Consider the following 17,858-nt stretch of genomic DNA (forward strand, 5'->3'; position numbering starts at 1 on the left):
GAACATAATGCGAAACCCGGTCGAGGAAAAGGGAGCGCCTTCCCCCGAAAAGACCAGCGGCCGACGCATACTGTTGGGGGGGTGGGGTACATGAAAACGTCGGCCGCCAGCTTTGGCGGGGGCGCGTCGTCAAAGACGCGCTGTGAGGTTCAGGCGAGATTGGATCGCCTTCAATTAGATTGCCCGCTCATAGTGAACAAGCGGTTACTTTCCACAGGCTCAGTCGCTGTATACGTTGGCGGCATGCCTGCAGAGCGTTACGAAATCGAAAGCTGTCCCGACGGCACCTGGTCGGTGATCGACGTTGACACCGGCCTTCCATACGAAACCGGAGGCCTTGTACTTGAAGGCTTGGACTTCGAGATGGCGGACGAATTGGCTTGGTTCTTGAACAACATGGATCGCCAGAGAAAGCGCCCGCACTAGTCTGGCTTATCGATAAGCGGCGCCCTTTACGCGTCCATCTCAAGCGGTTCGTGGCTCGGCCGTAGGAACCGGAAGGCGTTGAACGGCTTGAGTCCCGGTTCGGAGTAGCGAGTGCATGCGTAACGCGCCTGTGCGCCTGAAGTTCATCAAGCCGATGGAGCCCGAGCTTGTAGAGCAGCCGCCGGCTGGCGATGGATGGTCGCACGAGGTGAAATTCGACGGATACCGTACGCAGGTCCTCAAAGACGCGGATGGCGTCCGGCTCTACACGAAAACCGGGATCGACTGGACGGCCAAATATCGGCCGATCGGAGCCGAAGCGGCGAAGCTGACGGCCGAGAGCTTCATTATCGAAGGTGAGATGATCGTCACCGACGAAGCCGGCCTATCCGACTTCCACGCGCTCCGTTCCGCCATCACCAGGCGCCCGCAAGACTTGTACCTGGTGGCCTTCGACCTTCTACACCTGAACGGCCACGACTTGAGAGACATGCCGCTGAAGGACCGGCGCGACATCCTCCAGGCTCTCATTCCGGAAGGCGGTCATATCCAGTTCAGCGAGGCGCTGCCGGGCGCTGGAGATGCCGTCTATCATTTGGCTTGCGAAGCGAACCTTGAGGGCATCGTCTCCAAGCGGCTGGACAGCATCTACCGCAGCGGCAACACGATGAGCTGGCGCAAAATCAAGTGCTATGCCGAAGCCGAAATGGAAATCATCGGCGTGAAGCGCGAGACCGGGAAGCCGGCCATGGTGCTGATGGCGGACAAGGGCCGATATATGGGCGGCGCCTTCGTCACCTTCAAAGCCGAGAAACGGCAGGCCCTGTGGGATCGCATTCAGGGCAAGGCAGGCGCTCCGCCACCGAAGGGACTGGCGAAGGAAAAGGCGGAATGGTTGAAGCCCGGCTTAGTCGGCCGGGTGAAATTCCTGAAAGGCGAGGAGAAGCTTCGTCATGCTTCCCTGAAGGACTTCCGGGAAGAGTAGAGGGGGACTCATTCGAAATACTCGGAGATGATCACATAGCCAGCCGGGACTGGCAGTCTCACCTCATCCATATATTCACGGTTGATCACTTCGCGCTCCGGCTGCCAGATCACGTTCAGCACACGGCCGCCATTGTCGGCAATTTCGGATAGCTTCAGATGGAGAACCGACGCATCATCTGGACACGTCTCTACACCGTAACGCAATGGCATTTCGTGGCTCCCATTTAAGCGGTTCCATCCACCGCGCTTTCCTCGTCTAACGCGTACGGGACAGGAAGATAGGCATTGGCAACAAGCCAATCGCTCAGGATGGTTCGAATAAGGTCGGGCTTCGTCAGCCCCATCTCATCCGCAAGACCCGACAGAGATTCCTCGACCTTCGGATCGAGCACAAGGCCCGTGACGTTCCTGAGCATAAGAGCAGCCCTCCGGAGCACAACCTGAAGATCCGCCCGGGAGATTTCGGCAATCTGACTGGCCGCGCCTTCGAGTTCGCTGGCAATGTCATGACGGATATGTTCAGCTCCCCGTTAAAGGTATCGCTCGCCCTCAGCCCGATGTTCAAAGCAGAAGCAGTGCGGCGCCTGCTTCGGCTTGGCGAAACCCCAACCGGCATCTTTGCCGCAGCCGTCGTGCTCGCACACGTGGTGCTGCACGCCGGCCGGGGTGGAGTATTCGGGCTTGGGCAATCTGATTTCGTCGCTCACGGGCAATAGTGAACGAAATGAGAACAAAAGAGTCAAGCACCCCTTGACCGGACAGGAATATGTTCTCAATTCGAATGCATGCCCGAGCAACCAGAGAAGTGGCCGAGAGGCGCCGCCTGGACCCTGACGCATGCCCATGACGCAGGGCAAGTGGCTGGCATCCGCTGCGCCCGCTGCAACGTTACTCGCTACTACAAGCCGGCTGAGCTGCGGGAGGTTATCGGCAACGTCACGATCGACGATGTCAGGGACAAGGTGCGATGCCAGCAATGCAAGAGCCGGGAGTGGATGAGCGCGCAGCTATTCCATCCGACCGGGGAGCAGGCCCACACCATCCGCTTTCGGCGCTTGGTGCAGATCCGTTGGGAGAAGCGGGTGATCTGGCGGGATGAGTAGGGGCGCTGAATGGTGTTTTCTTGCCTGCGGAAACTTGATCTGCGTAGCGAGGCAATCCCCTCAATTTACCCGAACTCAAACAAACCCTTGAAATACCCCGTTCGCAGGTTCTTACTCGGAGTGGGTGTGGTGGGGTCTGTCAGATCGTGCGAATAGTTTCTCTAGCTCTGGCAGTTGGGTCGATTGTCGCGGCAGCGACATGTCGGGTTGCTGCTCTTGAGTACACTCCGGTGTCCTCCCCAGGTGAGCAGCCACTCCTTTTGGTCTCCGGAGAATTTGGCGTCGGCGAACCGCTGGCGGCCTTCAGCAATGCCGTTGTGAGCAGTGGGGCCAGGGTCATCGTATTCGACTCTCCAGGTGGCAACGTCGGCACGGCAATACAGTTGGGACGCATGATCCGTGCGGCGGGCTTGGACACCCTTCAGGTTCGCCGGCTGCAGTGCGCCTCAGCTTGCTCGCTGGCCTTCCTAGGTGGCGTCCGCCGGGTTGCGGAGACCGGTTCTATCGGCGTTCATAGGGCATCCTTCGATACGAATAGCGGCATGTCCGCTGATGAAGCGGTGGCTCAAATCCAAGCCGGAACTGCGCAGGTCATGGCCTACATGACGGAAATGGGAGTTGATCCCAAGCTCATGCAAGTAGCCTTGAGCTACGACAGGTCCGACATGAGGTACCTATCGGCCAGCGAAATGGCGGAACTGCGGGTGACCAATGTAGCAGTGAGCCCACCGCCGGTAGATACGTCCCAGTTGCCGCCGAGGTCCAATCCTGCGCCCAAGAAAAGCACCACATCGCAAAAGCCCCAGAACCCAGCGCCGGTCGTCCATGCCAAGCCGAGTCGCGAACAACGCGAGGCATCCGATCCAACACCGGCGCCGAAATCAAGTACGGCGGCGCGAAAGTCCCGATACCGCACCTGCACCGGCGTTGATGGCACTTTCCAGGTTCCCGCATCCCAGAGATGTCCCCTGAGCGGCTACGCGCATTATTGAAGTGCGTCGTTGGCTCATGCAAAAGGGGCAAGGATCCGCAGTCACCGGGTCGAGCGCTTTTTGCCGGTGCTCTTCGCCGGCTTTGCCGCGGGCTTCCGGCCGAGCCCGCTCGACTTCGCCAGCACAGATCTTTGGGCCGCGTAGTTGGGCGCCACCATCGGATAGTCCGACTTCAATCCCCACTTGGCCCGGTACTCGTCCGGTGTCAGTCCGAAATGCACACCAAGATGCCGCTTCAGCGATTTGAATTTCTTCCCGTCCTCCAGGCAGATGATGTAGTCGGGGAACACCGATCGCTTTGGGTTGACGGCGGGCTCCTGCTTCGGTTGTGCGGCTGCGACAGGATGGCCAATGCCGGACAGCGACGAATGAATGGAAGCAATGAGGTCGGCCAATCCGGCGACGGGGAGGGGATTGTTGCTCACATATGCAGAGACAATATCCGCTGTCAGGCCAACAAGATCGGCCGTCTGGGTTTCTCTTTCTTCGCTCAAATGTTCACTCCTAGGATATCAGCACCCCGCGCTGCCGTTGTGTATCCCCATTTTGATTAATGTGGAGCAAATATCGCTAGGCGATGAGACTTTGTCGATCAAGTGTCGGAAGGGCAATTGATCGAAACGCAGCGCGCAATTGTTGAGCGCGCGCAACCCGCTCGAAGGCTACAGAGAGAAGACGGAATCCCTGGAAGTAAGAGTGTCAATCCGTCGGAGATCGGTGCCAGCGATCGGCGCGTCTAAGGACAGCACCTTGAACGTGTCATAGTCGCGATTGTAGCGGCGTAGGTACTCTTGGACCTTGGCGCGGATCTGATCGAGCAAAAGCGTACCCTCAAGCACGGCCAGCATCATCTCTCCAGCAATTTCATCCTTGATGAAGCGTGGCAGGGCTGGCGAGATGGCAGCATTGACCGCTCGCATAAGACCTTCCGGGGAGTGGTTGGCTGTGCTCACCGAGATGAGGCGAAGGCGCTTGGCTAGAAGCCTCTCCCGGTGAACTTCCAAGTAGTACCGCCTGTTGTAAGCGAGAAGCTTCTCTCGATTTTCCCTCCTATACCGAGCGAGCCTTACCTTCACGTCTTCACGGTGCTTCTCGCGATAGCGCCTTTGGGCGGCCCGGTCCTTGTCACCGTAGCCCTGGCGCTTTCTTGCGTTGATCTCATCCCGATGCTTGGCGACATACGCCCTCTGATTTATCTTGTTGCGCTCTCGCTCCTTGTCCGGATTTTGAGCTCGATAGGCCCTATTTCGCTCTCGCACTTTCTCGGGATTCCGGGCCCGATAGGTGGCTTGGTCGCGCCGCTTTCTAGCTCTCTTCAGGGCAAGGCGTTCGGCTTCATCATCATCCATGGCTCTCTCCTACGAGAGCCCTCCGCCGCACGGCTAGGATGCCTGAGTCGCGCCTTTGACGTAACGTTTGCTTCGCCAGTCGAACACCACGCCGGCCGGGACCTGAAAAGCCCGCGCCGGCTTTTCCTTTTTGGCGCCGGCATCGGCCTGACGCTTCGCCTTCGCGATCCGAGGAAGATCCTGCTCGGCCGTCTTCTTCAGCGCACAGGCTGCGTGCGCCGGGCCGCAGTTGCTGTTGACGTCTGGCCCTAGCAGCCCGAGCGCGCGCTTGTGCTCGATGATCCACTGGTCGTTGTGACGATGGATCGGCTCGCCGCATATGCAGCAAGGCGCGACGTTGTTGCTGGTGCAGTTCTCGGAAAAGATATGGTGCCGCCGCTTCGGCGACATTGGCTGGCGTGGCGTGGGTTCGATCATTTCACTAGCTCGCGAATAAGTGCTTCGGCACCTTCGCTGACTTGCTTCAACGGATTTGCCTTGCAGTAGTTAGTCATCCAAAGCTCTAAGGCATCCGCATCGGTCCTCCGAAGTGCCTCGTCCAGATGCCAGCGTTGTTGACGGGTCTCTGTCGTGTTAACGGCTGAGACGTAGCCGAGTATCCAGCTCAGGTAGCCAAGGCGCATTATGGGGTCTTCGGCCGAACTTACCCATTTGCCGCAGGATGACACGCCAAAACCGAAGAGCCGGTATTCTAGCGCCTCGGCAGACATCGACCCGGCGAGCAGCAAGTGTGCTGTTAAAACTAAGGTTCGCATATCTTCATCCTCTCGGCCGTAAGCGAACGCCCGGACTTCCGTGGTTCAGAAACTCGATCCCCTCGGCTTCCAAAACCTCCATCACGGCGCGCACCTTATCCAGTCCGCTTGTAAGCCCTTGGGCGCCCCGCTTCTCCATCGCTCCTATGGTGTTGATGTTCACGCCGGCCCTCTTGGCGAGTGTCCCCTGGTCCATGTCGGCAAGCGCCCGTGCCGCCCGAAGTTGGTTTCCCGTCGTTAGCATTCTGTGGTCCTTTCTTATCTGGCTATGATTTTTTCATAGTTTGATGTTGACGGCAACATAATTGTGATCCATGGTGAACTAGTAAATAAACCTAGTTAACCCGGGATCCAATCACATGCCGAACAACACTGTTCGGGCAGCCGCCGAAGGCATGCCCAACGCCGACAACATCGTTTTCAATCGCCGCCGCATGCTGCTTGGCCTCGCTGCTGCGACGGCAGCCGCAGCAACCGTCCCGACAGAGGCGTCGACCGCTCCGGTCGAAAACCCCGAATTGATTGACTTAGCCGCGGGACTGCCAAGCATCGTCGATGAATGCCTTGTGGCTGTCCGCAATCAGCTCGAAATCGAAAAGAAGTGGGCGGCGAAGCAGCCATGGGCGCCTGACGAGCTGACGGCGCCGGGGTATTGCCTGCCTTATGAACTGCCGCGTCAACACGGCCAATCCGAACTCATGCTTCTGGGCGGTTACCTGTGGCGGAAAGGGGAAGAATTCCCGCGTCGCATTGTCGTGACGTCGAGCTCGGTCGGATGGGAGATCTATCATGCGAAGCGCCAGCTTCGCAAAGCGAAAAAGAACGCAAACGCGGCCGATTTCCTGGCATTGGAGGAAGGGGTCGCGCGGCTCCGCAAGTTGCATGCAACTGCGCTCGAATATGAGACGCATTTCGCGGACCTCAAGGCTGTAGCGCAAGCCGAGCACAAAACCGCATGGCCAGTCACACAAGAGCTTTTCGAAAAGCTCGAAGTCCATGTTGCCGCAATTATGGACACCGAGGACTGGACCATTGAGGGGCTGATTATCAAGGCGCAGGCCCTTAGCGAATGGGATCGCGTTACTGGCTCCAAGCCCCACGGTTTGGCCAAGGTGGCGTTTCGACACGGCCAGAATTGGCACGGTCAGATTGCCGCGACGGTTCTTCGCCACGCGAAAGGCGGCGCAGCATGAGCGCGCCAGCGGCCCTTGACCACAACGTTCGGCGAAACGTTGAAGACGAGATCGAGCGGCTGATAACGCTCCTCGATCTCATGGAACCTGATCCCGATCTAGAGCCATGGCTTGCAGGCGGTACCGAAGTGGTCGGCACTGACGACCGCGAAGAGGACGCCAGCGACAACGAAGAAGCTGGCGATTCGGAACGCACGCTTGGCTGGCCCGAACAATGCAGCCAAGGGCGAGACGAATGGGCAAGAAATGGGTTCCACTACATTCCAGGCAATGATTCGGACGCGGGCTAGATTCCCGCTGCACCTCACCGAAGCCCGTCACCCTGGCGGGCTTCATCATTTGTTGGTGTTAGGAACAGAGTTAGGAATTGGAAGGTTACAAGTCAGATATGATAGCAAAAACAAGTCTTTAGGCAGGTATCTGGCGGAGGGAGTGGGATTCGAACCCACGGTGAACTTGCGCCCACGCCGGTTTTCAAGACCGGTGCCTTAAACCGCTCGGCCATCCCTCCAAGCCTTGTTTTCGTTAGCTTTTTTGGCGTTTTGCCGTCGGCCATTTGGGCCTTTGCTACCATTTTGCTACCGAACGAGCTTAGCTACCGGGCTTTACCGCGCTCCTGATCGCCGCGTCAACCGCCTCGGCGGCATCCGCCTGCATTCCCGGCATGACGTGCGAATATAGGTCGAGCGTTATTCCGATCGTCGAGTGCCCAAGGCGCTCGCTGGCAACCTTCGGATGAACGCCGGCCGACAACATCTGGGTGGCATGAGTATGCCGCAGATCGTGGAATCGGATGCGCGGCAGGGTGGTGTTGCCAATGACTCTGATCCATTCATGCGTAAGCGAGCGGGGCTGCAGCGGCGAGCGTCGACCTGGGCGACCACGAAACTGTCGGCGTCTGGTCGGATGCCAAGGCGCAACTGTTCCTCTGCCTGCCGCGTGCGGTGGGCCTTTAGCTCGGCCACGGTCGCCGCCGACAATGCTACAGTCCGGGCTCGCCGCTCTTCGGTTCTTTGTAGCGGACGCCGTCGCTGGTCTGCTCCGCGCTCTCGACGATGGACAGAAGGCGGAGGTTGTCGCCATCCGCTGTGCCCGCTGCAACGTCACGCGCTACTACAAGCCGATCGAGTTGCGGGAGGTGATCGGCAACGTCACGATCGACGAAGTGATGGACAAAGTGCGCTGCCAGCAATGCAAGAGCCGGGAGTGGATGAGCGCGCAACTATTCCACCCGACTGGCGAGCAGGCGCACACGATCCGCTACCGGCGCCTTTGGCGGGATGAATAGGGCTAGAGAATTTAACTCCATGTTTACCAAACCTGCACCTGTGCCCGAGGAGCTAAAATATATCATCTTGCTAATATATTTTTCGCGTGTTGAGGTTAGGCAGTATCAGTACGATCCTTTCCGATTATAGATGGTAATCGTCAGCGGCGGGGTGCTCAAGTGACAGGCGCAGTCCCTATTTATGTACAGTCAAAAGGTAATGCATATTTTCGCTACGGCACCCAAATCACCGGAGAGAACGGCTGGGGAAACGACAAAACCGTCGCCTTCTATGCATATTCCAGCCCGCAAGAGGGAACGATCCCCTTTTACCGACATAGAGCGGGGACCGGCGACCGCTTTCAGATAGACACCATTCCGGCCGCTCATGACGGTTGGAGCGCCGGAGAAGATCCATTTTACGCCTATCCACCAACGCTGCCGAGAAGAGGCACGACACCCATCTATGCTCACTGGAACTCGGACTCATCGCGGGTCCAGTACAACTCCCAAATCGCTGGCGGCTCGGGCTGGAACATCGGGGTGCCAGCTTTCTTCGCCTTGCCCGTTCTCAACGGATATCGCGTCGGGGACAAGATTGCAGATATCAGCGGCAACGATCAGTCCGGCAACGATGTGAAATTGAGCAAGTACGGCACCGGCCAGGATTGGATCCTGATCGACATCTGCGCGCAGTGGTGTGGCCCGTGCAATTTCGCGGCCAGCCGGATGCACGATTTCATTGCCGATATCAACAACACCAAGGGTACGAAGCTTAAGCTGACGCTTTTCACGGTGCTGGTCGACGATCGGAGTTATAAGCCGTCATCGGTAACAACCGCGAAGCAATGGGCGACAAAGTACAACTTCGATCAAAAGGAAGCGGTGGTTCACTGCGGAGGCGACCCGAAATCGGATTTGCGGTGGCTCATTGACAAGTTCACCCTCGCAAACGACATCCCGGAATCCGCTTACCCAACTTTCGTGCTCGTTGACCCCGACGAAACAATTCGCCTCTTCCAACAGGGCTTTGATCTCGACGAGCTCCAGCGGCAACTGAGTGTGTTCGCGGAGGTTACATTTCCGAACAAGGCGTGGATCGGCCTTACATAAGCCCAGGTCAGAGCGGTAATCACCGCGGCACCGAAGCGCGGGCGCTAGACCCTTCGCTTCGCTGATCGACTGTTGGATGGTTTTGCTGCGGGCTTGCGGCCGAGTCCGGACGCCTTCGCCAGCGTCGACCGCTGAGCAGCATAGTTCGGCGCCACCATCGGATAGTCCGACTTCAATCCCCACTTCTCCCGGTACTCATCGGGCGTCAGACCGTAGTGCACGTCGAGATGGCGCTTTAGCGATTTGAACTTCTTCCCGTCCTCGAGGCAGATGATGTAATCGGGGAACACCGAACGCTTCGGATTGACCGCTGGTTCCAGCTTCGGTTGTACGGCTGCGATTGGGTGCTCGATTCCTGACAGCGACGCGTGAATAGAGGCGATAAGTTCAGGCAATCCGGACACGGGGAGGGGGTTGTTGCCCACATACGCAGAGACAATGTCGGCGGTCAGGCCGATTAGATCGACGTTTTGGACCTCGCTTTGTTCGTTCAAGATATTGTACTCCTAGTATCGGAATCTAAAGCCCACCCTCGCAATTCGCTCTGTACTGCAAGTTTGGTGGCTCGCCAACGCTTCTGTTCGCTGAGTGGCCCACGAATCCTGTGTGGCGGAGGCGCAGTCCGCGCCTCTGCCCATTCAAAAGAACTCCGAACAGACACTATGCAGCTACTCGAAGATGAAGCCGCTTCGGCGCCGCATAGAGCGCACTATTGAGGCGCTGCTGACTATCCTCGATGAGGCCGACGGCGAGCCGGATCTGGAAGCAACAGCCGACGATGAGCCGTATCTTGCCGGTTGGAGCGGCACCAACGAAGACCTGGAGGAAGAGAACGAGCACGGCGGCGACATCCTCGATGAGCCGCACGACGGAGACGAGCGCGAACTTTATGGCGCCGAATTCGGCGCCCTTGGATACCTCGAAGGCGGGCAGAGTCTCTAAAAACCAATTGCCCTTCGGACACTTGAAAGCCCGCTGTCTCACGGTGGCGGGCTTTTCATAGCGGGGCCGTCTTTGCGTCTAGGGCAAATAGATGAGCCCTCGTCATTCCAATCGATGATGAAGCCCATCATCGCCCGATGTTAGCTAGGCGCAACAATTTCGGATTGTGCAGGGTGAGGGCGTTTCCGTGAAACCCGTTATCTTTGGCATAGCAATGGTATTGGCCGCCACCGGAGCAGCTGTTGCGAAAGAGAAGAAAAAGATGGCCACCGCTCAGGCTGCAACCTCGTGTTCTGCAGCGCGTATGAAGGCTGGCAGCAAGCCCACCCCGAAACTGGATTGCAAATCGACTGGCACCGTTGTTGCGCAACCGCCAAATGGGGCCGCAAATTTCCTGGACCATCCGCACTTAGGATACGGCACTAATCCGTGGATCCGAACTGGCTATTGACGGCGACGGCATCGGCTGCCGGGCCTTTTGTATGTCGCGTTTAAGCGGGCTCAGCTACATTTTCCGGACAGGACCGCGCTGTTTAGCGGGCGGCTGTTTCGTCACTTTCGGATAGCTGCACGACCCGCTTCCACTAGAATTGCCGCAAGTGGCTGAGCCTGCATTACATATGGCCGAGGCGCTATCGCCCTTCGAATTCGTGCAGGTAACCTTCTGGCCGGGTAGGGTCGAGCAACTGCCGCCAGTGACCGACACGTTGGCTGTGCTTCCGTTTTTGCATTTTATCCCCGATCCCGCCGCAAGCGCGGGATTGAGAGAGTAAAGAACCGCGAGTGTCAAAAGCGCAGATGCAGAAAATATGAAACGTGGCATGGCGCATCTCCTGACGACGCCTCTCCATCCCGTGGAAAGATTATACGCCAGAACTGTATTAGGTCGTCGTAATGCTAAGAGACTGGGTTAATGAGTTCTTTCCAGGCTCATTCGTATGCGGCGGATTCTGATCGACCCTTTGAACCTTTTTGGTGGTTGGCCCAAGGCATTCCTTGAATCCCCGATCCCGATCTAGAGCCGTGGCTAGCTGGCGGGACAGGCACCGATGACCGGGAGCAAGACAACATCGACGTCGAAGAGGGCGGCGATTCGGAACGCAGCCTCGGCTGGTCGGAGCCTTGCAGCCATCCCTCCAACTAGTTGTTTTTATTGCGTTTCCATGAAAAGGCGAGGGGCCTGAAAAGGCTCCTTGCTACGCATTTTGCAACTATTTGGCTTTCCGCTCGCTGCTTATAGCCGCCTGCAACGCCGCGTCAACTTGCTCGGCCGCTTCCGCCTGCATTCGCGGCATCACATGTGAATAAAGGTCCAAGGTGATGCCGATCGTCGAATGCCCAAGGCGCTCACTCGCGTCTTTCGGGTGAATGCCTGCCGACAGCATCTGCGAGGCATGGGTATGGCGAAGGTCGTGGAAGCGGATGCGGGGCGGCTTGGTCCTGCTAAGGACGCGGACCTATTCGCGGGTCAATGACCTCGGCTGAATTGGCCGGTCGTCGACGTGGCGCGCAAGCAGATAAGTCAAGGGCAACTTAGGTATGTTATACGTTGGTTATACGTTGCGTTCTTGGGCGGATACGCTTCGATGGATCAGGAAAGACTTCTAGCCGCAGTCCTCTTAGCTGATGTCGTAGGCAGCACGCCGCTCTATGAGCGCATCGGCGACGATGCCGCTCTGCAGCAGATCTCGGATTGCCTCGACGCCATACGCGAGATCGTCGCGCGGCACGGCGGTGATTTCATTTACTCGAAGGGTGATGACGTGCTCAGCCTGTTCGAGAGGCCGGAGGGAGCGCTGACGGCCGTCTCCCAAATCAGCAGCCAACTGACGAAAGGGCCGTTGCGCGCCCGGATCGGATTGCATTTCGGGGCGGTCATTCGCGCGCGGGGCGCGGTATTCGGCGACGTTGTCAATGTCACCGCAAGGTTGTCCACCACGGCCAACCCGGGGGAGGTGCTGATCAGCCAGAGCTTCTTCGAAGCCCTTTCCGCGGGCAGCCGCAGTGCCTTGCGGCTCCTCGACAAAATGGCCTTCAAAGGAAAGCAAGAACTCTTCGATGTCTATACCCTAGGGAGTGACGATCGAGCCCTCAGTACGCAGATCACCAGCCTGGGCACTATTATCGATAGGCGCTCCGCCCCGCCGCGGCAGATCAATCTGGTCATCCGCTATGGAGATCAGTTGCTATCCTGTCGAAACAACGAATTCGTGACGATCGGCCGATCTCCGGAATGCAATATCGTCGTCCAGCGGCCCTGGGTCTCAAGGCACCACGCGACCTTCACCATTTCGAATGGCAAGGCCCGGCTTATCGAGCGAAGCTCGTCGGGCACATTTGTGTCGATGGGACCCAACCATGAAGTATTCGTGCGCCGCGAAGATATTCTCCTCTTCGGCTCCGGCGTCATCTCGCCTGGACGGAAATCGTCCCTCGGCGACGCCCAGATCCTTCACTACGAAATTGTCTCAAACTGACCCGGCCGGACTCGTTAGCCACGACCGGCCGCGACGATCTCTTCGGCAATTCTGCAAGCGCGCAGCGCTGGTTCCGTCAGCATGCGCCTGCAACGTTTGTGGCCTGGTGCTTCGGTCGCCGGGCTTATTGGTTTCGGAACAAACGACGCGGCTGCCCGGTTTCTGGCGGGGGAAAGGAGCGCGTCATGCAAAACCAACGCGACAAGCCTCTGCCGAAGCAAAAGCCGAAGAACGACGACCCGGCCGACCCGGATCATTGTTCCCCAGAGCCGGCCCATGTCGATCCGCCACCGCGAGACGTGCGGGAAGCGCCGGCTCCGAACCCGAGCGGCGATAAGAAGACCTAGCTGTTTCGGTTAGGTGACCCGGCTGCTCAAGCGGCCGAGCTTTCAGTGATGGACAGCGGTCCAAATTGGAAACACTGCCAAGATGATACCAAACGCTACAACGACAGTGCCTAAAGCGCGTCGCGGTCTTTCAGAATCGCTCCGTGCGCTTTAGGTTTTTTGATTTTACGCATGTCTTTGTCCCAAAACCGGTTCCCACTTTCGGGAGACATGCTTTAGTGCCGCCCGGATGAGGTCTGCAAACGGGGCTCGCCATAATCTCGCCCTGTTGCGGCCATAATCGATTAACATCGTGATAAGCAATTCCTGTGCACAAAGGGATTGGGGATCAAGGTGTTGCTGGCATTCGCGGGCGTTTTGGCTCCGACTGGTGGCAGCGAGACTGTAGGGGACAATCGAAATCATGCAGACCTCGGCGCGCCCGCGTCTTCGTCGCGCTCCTGCTTTCGCGCTGTGCGCCCTGTCGGCGGTGCTGCTTGCCGGCTGCACATCCACGCCGCAGCCGAAGGCGATGCTCGACAAGCGGCCGCACTCCAAGGAATATTTCGCCGAATCCGAGTATGGCGTGAAGGCCAGCCCGCGCGTTGCCTTCATGCGTCGCGGCGGCGGACGCGACCAACTCGGCAAGCCATACCAGGTGCGCGGCAAGTGGTACTATCCGAAGGAAGACAGGCACTACGCCAAGGTGGGTCTGGCCTCCTGGTACGGCGACGCCTTCCACGGCCGGCTGACCGCCAATGGCGAAGTTTACGACACGGCGCAACTGACGGCGGCGCATCCGACCATGCCGCTGCCGAGCTATGCCCGCGTCACCAATATCGAGACCGGCAGTTCGGTCATCGTGCGCGTCAACGACCGCGGCCCCTATCATGAAGGCCGCATCATCGACGTCTCGGAACGAGCCGCGCAAATGCTCGATTATGGCAAGGTCGGGACCGCAAAGGTGAAGGTCGAGTATGTCGGCCGGGCGCCGCTCGACGGCAATGACGACCAGTATCTGATGGCTTCTTACCATCCCGGCAACAGGCGGCCCGATCCGTCCGACGGCCTGCCGACCGGCGTGATGGTGGCCATGAACGGCTCGTCGCCCAGCCTGTCGGTGAGCGATGCGCCGCCAGCGGCCGTGCCGTTCCCCGGCCAGTTGACCAATTCGGGGCAGGCTTTTGCCGCGCAGCCTGGTTTGTCGGAGCAGTCGGCGCCGTCGGAGCTACCGGCGATGTCGGCGCAGACGCCGGGCGCCAGCGATGTCGTGCTGCCGGATTTCGGGCCGATCGTGCCGGAGCGGCCGGAATTCCGGTTGCCGCAGAATTCACCCTTTGCCATGGCCTCGCTGTCCTACGCGGATGAGCGGGTCAAGCGTGCCGATGTCTTCGCCGCGCTCGACGCCAGCGGCATGTCGCCGGCCGACATCCTGCAATCGTGGAAGAAATCGAACAGCCAGGAACAGACGCCGGGCTCGGACTATGTCGCCGCCGGTTCCTTCGACGACGCCACCGAAGCAAAGCGCGTGGCGGCGGCCCTCGAGCCGTTCGGCAGGACCGAAATCCAGCGCACTGAGCTCGACGGCGACGACTGGTATGCGGTCAACGTCTATCCGGATGGCCATGGCAGCATCGACGATGTGCTGCAGGCGGCCTGGTCGCACGGCGCGCCGGACGCATTGGTTGTGCGAAACTGATCAATTTCGCGCGCGCCGTTGATACGGCCGAAAAAACCCTGATAGCTTGGCCTCGCTGGGGTATTCTTTGCGCAATTCCGGACGGGAAACCGCTTGGCGCTTTTCCTGGAATTGCTCTGATCGGGTCGACATTCATGCAGTTCCGCGCACTTCCGTCTTTTGCCGGACTTCTGGGATTGGCGCTGATGCTGTTTTGCGCGGTGCCGGCGAGCGCGCAGCTTTTCGAAACCAAGGCGAGCCAGGCCTTCATGATCGATGCCGATACCGGCACGGTGCTTTTCTCCAAGGATGCCGACAAGCCGATCCCGCCGGCTTCCATGGCCAAGCTGATGACGATGGAGGTGGTCTTCAACGCTCTCAAGGCGAAGCGGATGACGCTCGACGACACTTTCGTCGTCAGCGAAAACGCCTGGCGCACCGGCGGCGCGCCATCCGGAACCTCGACCATGTTCGCCAAGCTCAAATCGGCGGTCCGCGTCGAGGATCTGATCCAGGGCGTGACCGTGCAGGCCGCCAATGACGGCTGCATCGTGTTTGCCGAAGGCATGGCCGGTTCGGAGGCGAATTTCGCGGCGCAGATGACCGAGCGGGCCCGCGAGCTCGGCCTCGCGAAATCGACCTTCGTCAATTCGACCGGGTTGCCTGCAGACGGCCAGCAGACGACGGTGCGCGAGCTCACGATGCTGGCTCTGCATCTATGGCGCGACTATCCGGAATTCTTCCACTATTACGGCCAGCCGGATTTCACCTGGAACAAGATCGCCCAGAGGAACCGCAACCCGCTTTTGGCCATGGGCATCGATGCCGACGGCTTCGTGGCCGGGGCGAGCGAGTCAGCCGGCTTTGGCATTGTCGGCACGGTCAGCCACAACGGCATCCGCGTGATCGCGGCGCTGAGCGGGCTGGCGAACGATCGCGAGCGTTCCGAAGAAGCGCGCAAGCTGCTCGATTGGGGTTCGCGCTCCTTCCAGAAGACCGAGATCTTCGCCAAGGACGAGGTGGTCGGAGAAGCGCAGGTCTTCGGCGGCGCCCAATCCGGCGTGGCCTTGAAAGCCAAGGGGCCGGTGGATATCTTTCTGCCGATAGCCAACCGCGACAAGCTGACTGCCAGGATCGTCTATGACGGTCCGGTGGCGGCGCCGGTGGAGGAAGGGCAACCGGTCGGGGAATTGCGCGTTTGGATAGGCGACACGCTCAGCCAGCGGACGCCGCTTTTCGCCGCCGAGAAGGTCGAGGTCGGCACGCTGCCGCAGCGCGCGCTCGACGCCGCCAAGGAACTCGCTGTCGGCTGGCTGCGTCAGAAACATTTGTGATCGGGCAGGCTCGTGGACCTTTTATCGGACGGGAGCTATGACAGCGGCCAGCGCGAGCAAAGGTATTCTCGATTGGCGAGCGGATTTTTCATCACCTTCGAAGGCGGCGAAGGAGCAGGCAAGTCGACGCAGATCGAGCGGCTGGCGCGGCGCATGCGCGCCAAGAAGTACGAAGTTCTGGTCACGCGCGAGCCGGGCGGCTCGCCGGGCGCCGAAGCGGTGAGACATGTGCTTTTGTCGGGTGCGGCCGAACCGTTCGGTCCGAAGATGGAGGCGATCCTGTTCGCAGCCGCGCGCGCCGACCATGTCGAGCAGGTGATCCGGCCGGCCGTCGAACGCGGCACGATCGTGCTTTGCGACCGGTTCATCGATTCCTCGCGCGTCTACCAAGGCGTCACCGGCGGGCTCGATCCGGATTTCATGGAGGCGCTGGAAACTGTCGCCATCAACGGCATGGTTCCCGACATGACGCTGATCTTCGATATCGATCCGGCCGAAGGCCTGAAGCGTGCGGCGGCGCGCCGCGGCGTCGGCGACAGCGCCGACCGTTTCGAGAAAGAAACGCTCGCGGTTCACCAGCGTCGGCGCGAGGCTTTCCTGGCTATCGCCGAGGCGGAGCCGGACCGCTGCATTGTGATCGATGCGGCGGCCGATCCCGAAACGGTGGAGAACGTCGTCACCGCGGCCGTTTTCGCGGTGCTGGAAAAGCGGATGCGGGTGCAAAGCAAGCAGACGGCGCCGGCATGATCTTCGAACGCATCGCTCCCGAACAGCACGATACGCTGGACGGCGTTCCCGAGCCGTCGGAAACGCCGCGGCTCATCGGCCATGCGCAGGCGGCGGGCATGCTTGCCGCCGCCTACCGCGCCGGCAAGCTGCCGCACGCGCTGATCCTGACCGGGCCGCTCGGTATCGGCAAGGCGACACTCGCCTTCCATCTGGCGCACCATCTTCTCAAATATCCGGACTTCACGGCCGCGCCTGGCACGCTCGCCGTCCCCGATCCGGCATCGTCGCTGTTTCGCCTGATCGCCACCGGGGCGCATCCTTCGGTGCTGCATCTCACGCGGCCGGCCAACGACAAGACCAAGAGCTTCAAGACGGTGCTAACCGTCGACGAGATCCGCAAGGTCAGCCGCTTCCTGTCGATGACCTCGCACGACGGCAGCTACCGCGTCGTCATCGTCGATCCGGCGGACGACATGAACACCAATGCCGCCAATGCCTTGCTCAAGAATCTCGAGGAGCCGCCGGCGCGCACCCTGTTCATCCTGATCGTGCACGCGCCGGGCAGCCTTTTGCCGACGATCCGCTCGCGCTGCCAGATGGTTCGGCTGACGCCGCTCGCCGCGGACGAACTGATGGCGGTGCTGGAAGGCATCGAGCCGCCGCCGCCCGACGATCCGGCGGCGCGCGCGGCGCTGGCGGAGCGGGCAGGGGGGAGCGCCCGCAACGCGATCCTACTCACCCAATATGGCGGGCTGGAGATCGCCGGCGCGCTCGATGCGTTGGCGGCGGCGCCGAAGTCCGACATTGCGGCCGCCCATCGCCTCGCCGAGGCTGTCGCCGGTCGCGACCAGGCGATCCAATTCGATATCTTCAACCGGCGAGCGCTCGATCTCTTGTCGGCGGCGGCCAGCAAAGCAGCTTTAGCCGGCGATCTCGCCAGGGCCAAAACGCTGTCCGAGGCTTGGCATGAGGCGCTGAACACGATATCTGAGGCCGAGACCTACAATCTCGACAAGAAGCAGCACGCCCTGACCATGATCGACCGCCTGAAGTCTGTGATGCGAATGTGACGGCTTTTTTTGATGCATGCCGTTGCCCACTTTTGGGCGGCATGCATCGGCCTCGGGATGGCAATCGCCATGCCGATAGGATATCCACCGCCACAACTCACATTCAGACATTCATGA

25 protein-coding genes and 1 tRNA gene are annotated in these 17,858 nt (G+C 59.7%); 16 read left to right on the plus strand and 10 right to left on the minus strand.

The genetic code is table 11. The annotated features are described in order from the left end of the window. The first annotated feature begins 90 nt into the window (after positions 1 to 90). Complete coding sequence (locus EJ070_RS26470) at positions 91 to 426, plus strand: hypothetical protein (protein WP_126094003.1); 336 nt, start codon at positions 91 to 93, stop codon at positions 424 to 426. A gap of 130 nt (positions 427 to 556) precedes the next feature. Further along, positions 557 to 1,411, plus strand: a complete 855-nt coding sequence (locus tag EJ070_RS26475; RefSeq protein ID WP_126095914.1) for an ATP-dependent DNA ligase — start codon at positions 557 to 559, stop codon at positions 1,409 to 1,411. An 8-nt stretch (positions 1,412 to 1,419) separates the two neighbouring features. On the opposite strand, the gene EJ070_RS26480 is transcribed toward EJ070_RS26475, so the two are convergent. Both EJ070_RS26480 and EJ070_RS26485 read right to left on the minus strand, forming a co-directional pair. After that, a complete protein-coding gene (locus tag EJ070_RS26480; protein WP_126094004.1) occupies positions 1,420 to 1,623 on the minus strand; it encodes a hypothetical protein in 204 nt (67 codons plus the stop codon). A gap of 14 nt (positions 1,624 to 1,637) precedes the next feature. After that, the gene (locus EJ070_RS26485; protein WP_348639560.1) at positions 1,638 to 1,829 is read right to left on the minus strand and encodes a hypothetical protein; all 192 of its coding nucleotides are present in this window, start codon (positions 1,827 to 1,829) and stop codon (positions 1,638 to 1,640) included. A gap of 90 nt (positions 1,830 to 1,919) precedes the next feature. On the opposite strand from EJ070_RS26485, the gene EJ070_RS36415 reads away from it, so the two are divergent. The 3 genes from EJ070_RS36415 to EJ070_RS26495 all read left to right on the plus strand — a co-directional run bounded on the left by EJ070_RS36415 (position 1,920) and on the right by EJ070_RS26495 (position 3,508). Beyond that, complete coding sequence (locus tag EJ070_RS36415) at positions 1,920 to 2,129, plus strand: hypothetical protein (RefSeq protein WP_189350078.1); 210 nt, start codon at positions 1,920 to 1,922, stop codon at positions 2,127 to 2,129. 141 nt (positions 2,130 to 2,270) lie between these two features. After that, positions 2,271 to 2,516, plus strand: a complete 246-nt coding sequence (locus tag EJ070_RS26490; protein ID WP_126094006.1) for a hypothetical protein — start codon at positions 2,271 to 2,273, stop codon at positions 2,514 to 2,516. Between the two features lie 542 nt (positions 2,517 to 3,058). After that, positions 3,059 to 3,508 (plus strand): hypothetical protein, encoded by a 450-nt coding sequence (locus tag EJ070_RS26495; protein ID WP_126094007.1) that lies wholly within the window; start codon positions 3,059 to 3,061, stop codon positions 3,506 to 3,508. A gap of 41 nt (positions 3,509 to 3,549) precedes the next feature. On the opposite strand, the gene EJ070_RS26500 is transcribed toward EJ070_RS26495, so the two are convergent. The 4 genes from EJ070_RS26500 to EJ070_RS26515 all read right to left on the minus strand — a co-directional run bounded on the left by EJ070_RS26500 (position 3,550) and on the right by EJ070_RS26515 (position 5,612). Beyond that, complete coding sequence (locus EJ070_RS26500) at positions 3,550 to 4,002, minus strand: MucR family transcriptional regulator (protein ID WP_126094008.1); 453 nt, start codon at positions 4,000 to 4,002, stop codon at positions 3,550 to 3,552. A 168-nt stretch (positions 4,003 to 4,170) separates the two neighbouring features. Continuing rightward, positions 4,171 to 4,857 (minus strand): hypothetical protein, encoded by a 687-nt coding sequence (locus tag EJ070_RS26505; protein WP_126094009.1) that lies wholly within the window; start codon positions 4,855 to 4,857, stop codon positions 4,171 to 4,173. 33 nt (positions 4,858 to 4,890) lie between these two features. Beyond that, positions 4,891 to 5,274, minus strand: coding sequence for a hypothetical protein (locus EJ070_RS26510; RefSeq protein WP_126094010.1), 384 nt, complete (start codon positions 5,272 to 5,274; stop codon positions 4,891 to 4,893). Then, entirely contained in the window at positions 5,271 to 5,612 is a 342-nt protein-coding gene (locus EJ070_RS26515; RefSeq protein WP_126094011.1) for a hypothetical protein, read from the minus strand. The genes EJ070_RS26510 and EJ070_RS26515 overlap by 4 nt, the downstream gene beginning before the upstream one ends. Positions 5,613 to 5,971: 359 nt before the next feature. On the opposite strand from EJ070_RS26515, the gene EJ070_RS26525 reads away from it, so the two are divergent. Together EJ070_RS26525 and EJ070_RS26530 are read left to right on the plus strand one after the other, a co-directional pair. After that, entirely contained in the window at positions 5,972 to 6,805 is an 834-nt protein-coding gene (locus EJ070_RS26525) for a hypothetical protein (RefSeq protein WP_126094013.1), read from the plus strand. Beyond that, entirely contained in the window at positions 6,802 to 7,095 is a 294-nt protein-coding gene (locus EJ070_RS26530; RefSeq protein WP_126094014.1) for a hypothetical protein, read from the plus strand. The genes EJ070_RS26525 and EJ070_RS26530 overlap by 4 nt, the downstream gene beginning before the upstream one ends. 131 nt (positions 7,096 to 7,226) lie before the next feature. Here EJ070_RS26530 and EJ070_RS26535 read toward each other — a convergent pair. Further along, positions 7,227 to 7,316, minus strand: a tRNA-Ser gene (locus EJ070_RS26535). Between the two features lie 80 nt (positions 7,317 to 7,396). Next, entirely contained in the window at positions 7,397 to 7,888 is a 492-nt protein-coding gene (locus EJ070_RS37220) for a tyrosine-type recombinase/integrase (RefSeq protein WP_245464681.1), read from the minus strand. On the opposite strand from EJ070_RS37220, the gene EJ070_RS36420 reads away from it, so the two are divergent. Both EJ070_RS36420 and EJ070_RS26545 read left to right on the plus strand, forming a co-directional pair. Continuing rightward, the gene (locus EJ070_RS36420) at positions 7,785 to 8,093 is read left to right on the plus strand and encodes a hypothetical protein (RefSeq protein WP_189350752.1); all 309 of its coding nucleotides are present in this window, start codon (positions 7,785 to 7,787) and stop codon (positions 8,091 to 8,093) included. The two genes, EJ070_RS37220 and EJ070_RS36420, sit on opposite strands and share 104 nt — an antisense overlap. A gap of 159 nt (positions 8,094 to 8,252) precedes the next feature. Continuing rightward, positions 8,253 to 9,185: a redoxin domain-containing protein gene (locus EJ070_RS26545; protein WP_189350080.1), complete on the plus strand. Its 933-nt coding sequence runs from the start codon at positions 8,253 to 8,255 to the stop codon at positions 9,183 to 9,185. 44 nt (positions 9,186 to 9,229) lie between these two features. Here EJ070_RS26545 and EJ070_RS26550 read toward each other — a convergent pair whose 3' ends face one another. After that, a complete protein-coding gene (locus EJ070_RS26550; protein WP_126094016.1) occupies positions 9,230 to 9,679 on the minus strand; it encodes a MucR family transcriptional regulator in 450 nt (149 codons plus the stop codon). A gap of 112 nt (positions 9,680 to 9,791) precedes the next feature. Here EJ070_RS26550 and EJ070_RS26555 point away from each other — a divergent pair, with 112 nt between their 5' ends. After that, entirely contained in the window at positions 9,792 to 10,127 is a 336-nt protein-coding gene (locus EJ070_RS26555) for a hypothetical protein (RefSeq protein ID WP_126094017.1), read from the plus strand. 1,211 nt (positions 10,128 to 11,338) lie between these two features. On the opposite strand, the gene EJ070_RS26565 is transcribed toward EJ070_RS26555, so the two are convergent. Then, positions 11,339 to 11,551 (minus strand): tyrosine-type recombinase/integrase, encoded by a 213-nt coding sequence (locus EJ070_RS26565; RefSeq protein ID WP_126095917.1) that lies wholly within the window; start codon positions 11,549 to 11,551, stop codon positions 11,339 to 11,341. Between the two features lie 162 nt (positions 11,552 to 11,713). Here EJ070_RS26565 and EJ070_RS26570 point away from each other — a divergent pair, with 162 nt between their 5' ends. The 6 genes from EJ070_RS26570 to EJ070_RS26590 all read left to right on the plus strand — a co-directional run bounded on the left by EJ070_RS26570 (position 11,714) and on the right by EJ070_RS26590 (position 17,741). After that, on the plus strand, positions 11,714 to 12,604 hold the full coding sequence (locus EJ070_RS26570; RefSeq protein ID WP_126094018.1) for an FHA domain-containing protein: 891 nt from the start codon (positions 11,714 to 11,716) through the stop codon (positions 12,602 to 12,604). Positions 12,605 to 12,789: 185 nt separating this feature from the next. Further along, positions 12,790 to 12,951 (plus strand): hypothetical protein, encoded by a 162-nt coding sequence (locus EJ070_RS36425; protein WP_189350082.1) that lies wholly within the window; start codon positions 12,790 to 12,792, stop codon positions 12,949 to 12,951. A 403-nt stretch (positions 12,952 to 13,354) separates the two neighbouring features. Next, positions 13,355 to 14,629, plus strand: coding sequence for a septal ring lytic transglycosylase RlpA family protein (locus EJ070_RS26575; protein ID WP_126094019.1), 1,275 nt, complete (start codon positions 13,355 to 13,357; stop codon positions 14,627 to 14,629). A 134-nt stretch (positions 14,630 to 14,763) separates the two neighbouring features. After that, positions 14,764 to 15,942, plus strand: coding sequence for a D-alanyl-D-alanine carboxypeptidase family protein (locus EJ070_RS26580; RefSeq protein ID WP_126094020.1), 1,179 nt, complete (start codon positions 14,764 to 14,766; stop codon positions 15,940 to 15,942). A gap of 72 nt (positions 15,943 to 16,014) precedes the next feature. Continuing rightward, entirely contained in the window at positions 16,015 to 16,689 is a 675-nt protein-coding gene (gene tmk, locus EJ070_RS26585) for a dTMP kinase (RefSeq protein WP_126094021.1), read from the plus strand. Continuing rightward, the gene (locus EJ070_RS26590; protein WP_126094022.1) at positions 16,686 to 17,741 is read left to right on the plus strand and encodes a DNA polymerase III subunit delta'; all 1,056 of its coding nucleotides are present in this window, start codon (positions 16,686 to 16,688) and stop codon (positions 17,739 to 17,741) included. The genes tmk and EJ070_RS26590 overlap by 4 nt, the downstream gene beginning before the upstream one ends. Positions 17,742 to 17,858 lie beyond the last annotated feature (117 nt).

It is taken from the genome of Mesorhizobium sp. M1E.F.Ca.ET.045.02.1.1 (assembly GCF_003952485.1).
Lineage (GTDB): Bacteria > Pseudomonadota > Alphaproteobacteria > Rhizobiales > Rhizobiaceae > Mesorhizobium.

Coding starts and splice junctions, on each gene's coding strand:
- EJ070_RS26470 (WP_126094003.1), top strand. CDS start 91: ATGAAAACGTCGGCCGCCAGCTTTGGCGGGGGCGCGTCGTCAAAGACG.
- EJ070_RS26480 (WP_126094004.1), bottom strand. CDS start 1,623: ATGCCATTGCGTTACGGTGTAGAGACGTGTCCAGATGATGCGTCGGTT.
- EJ070_RS26485 (WP_348639560.1), bottom strand. CDS start 1,829: ATGCTCAGGAACGTCACGGGCCTTGTGCTCGATCCGAAGGTCGAGGAA.
- EJ070_RS36415 (WP_189350078.1), top strand. CDS start 1,920: ATGACGGATATGTTCAGCTCCCCGTTAAAGGTATCGCTCGCCCTCAGC.
- EJ070_RS26495 (WP_126094007.1), top strand. CDS start 3,059: ATGTCCGCTGATGAAGCGGTGGCTCAAATCCAAGCCGGAACTGCGCAG.
- EJ070_RS26505 (WP_126094009.1), bottom strand. CDS start 4,857: ATGGATGATGATGAAGCCGAACGCCTTGCCCTGAAGAGAGCTAGAAAG.
- EJ070_RS26510 (WP_126094010.1), bottom strand. CDS start 5,274: ATGATCGAACCCACGCCACGCCAGCCAATGTCGCCGAAGCGGCGGCAC.
- EJ070_RS26515 (WP_126094011.1), bottom strand. CDS start 5,612: ATGCGAACCTTAGTTTTAACAGCACACTTGCTGCTCGCCGGGTCGATG.
- EJ070_RS26525 (WP_126094013.1), top strand. CDS start 5,972: ATGCCGAACAACACTGTTCGGGCAGCCGCCGAAGGCATGCCCAACGCC.
- EJ070_RS26530 (WP_126094014.1), top strand. CDS start 6,802: ATGAGCGCGCCAGCGGCCCTTGACCACAACGTTCGGCGAAACGTTGAA.
- EJ070_RS36420 (WP_189350752.1), top strand. CDS start 7,785: ATGCTACAGTCCGGGCTCGCCGCTCTTCGGTTCTTTGTAGCGGACGCC.
- EJ070_RS37220 (WP_245464681.1), bottom strand. CDS start 7,888: ATGGCGACAACCTCCGCCTTCTGTCCATCGTCGAGAGCGCGGAGCAGA.
- EJ070_RS26570 (WP_126094018.1), top strand. CDS start 11,714: ATGGATCAGGAAAGACTTCTAGCCGCAGTCCTCTTAGCTGATGTCGTA.
- EJ070_RS36425 (WP_189350082.1), top strand. CDS start 12,790: ATGCAAAACCAACGCGACAAGCCTCTGCCGAAGCAAAAGCCGAAGAAC.
- EJ070_RS26575 (WP_126094019.1), top strand. CDS start 13,355: ATGCAGACCTCGGCGCGCCCGCGTCTTCGTCGCGCTCCTGCTTTCGCG.
- EJ070_RS26580 (WP_126094020.1), top strand. CDS start 14,764: ATGCAGTTCCGCGCACTTCCGTCTTTTGCCGGACTTCTGGGATTGGCG.
- EJ070_RS26590 (WP_126094022.1), top strand. CDS start 16,686: ATGATCTTCGAACGCATCGCTCCCGAACAGCACGATACGCTGGACGGC.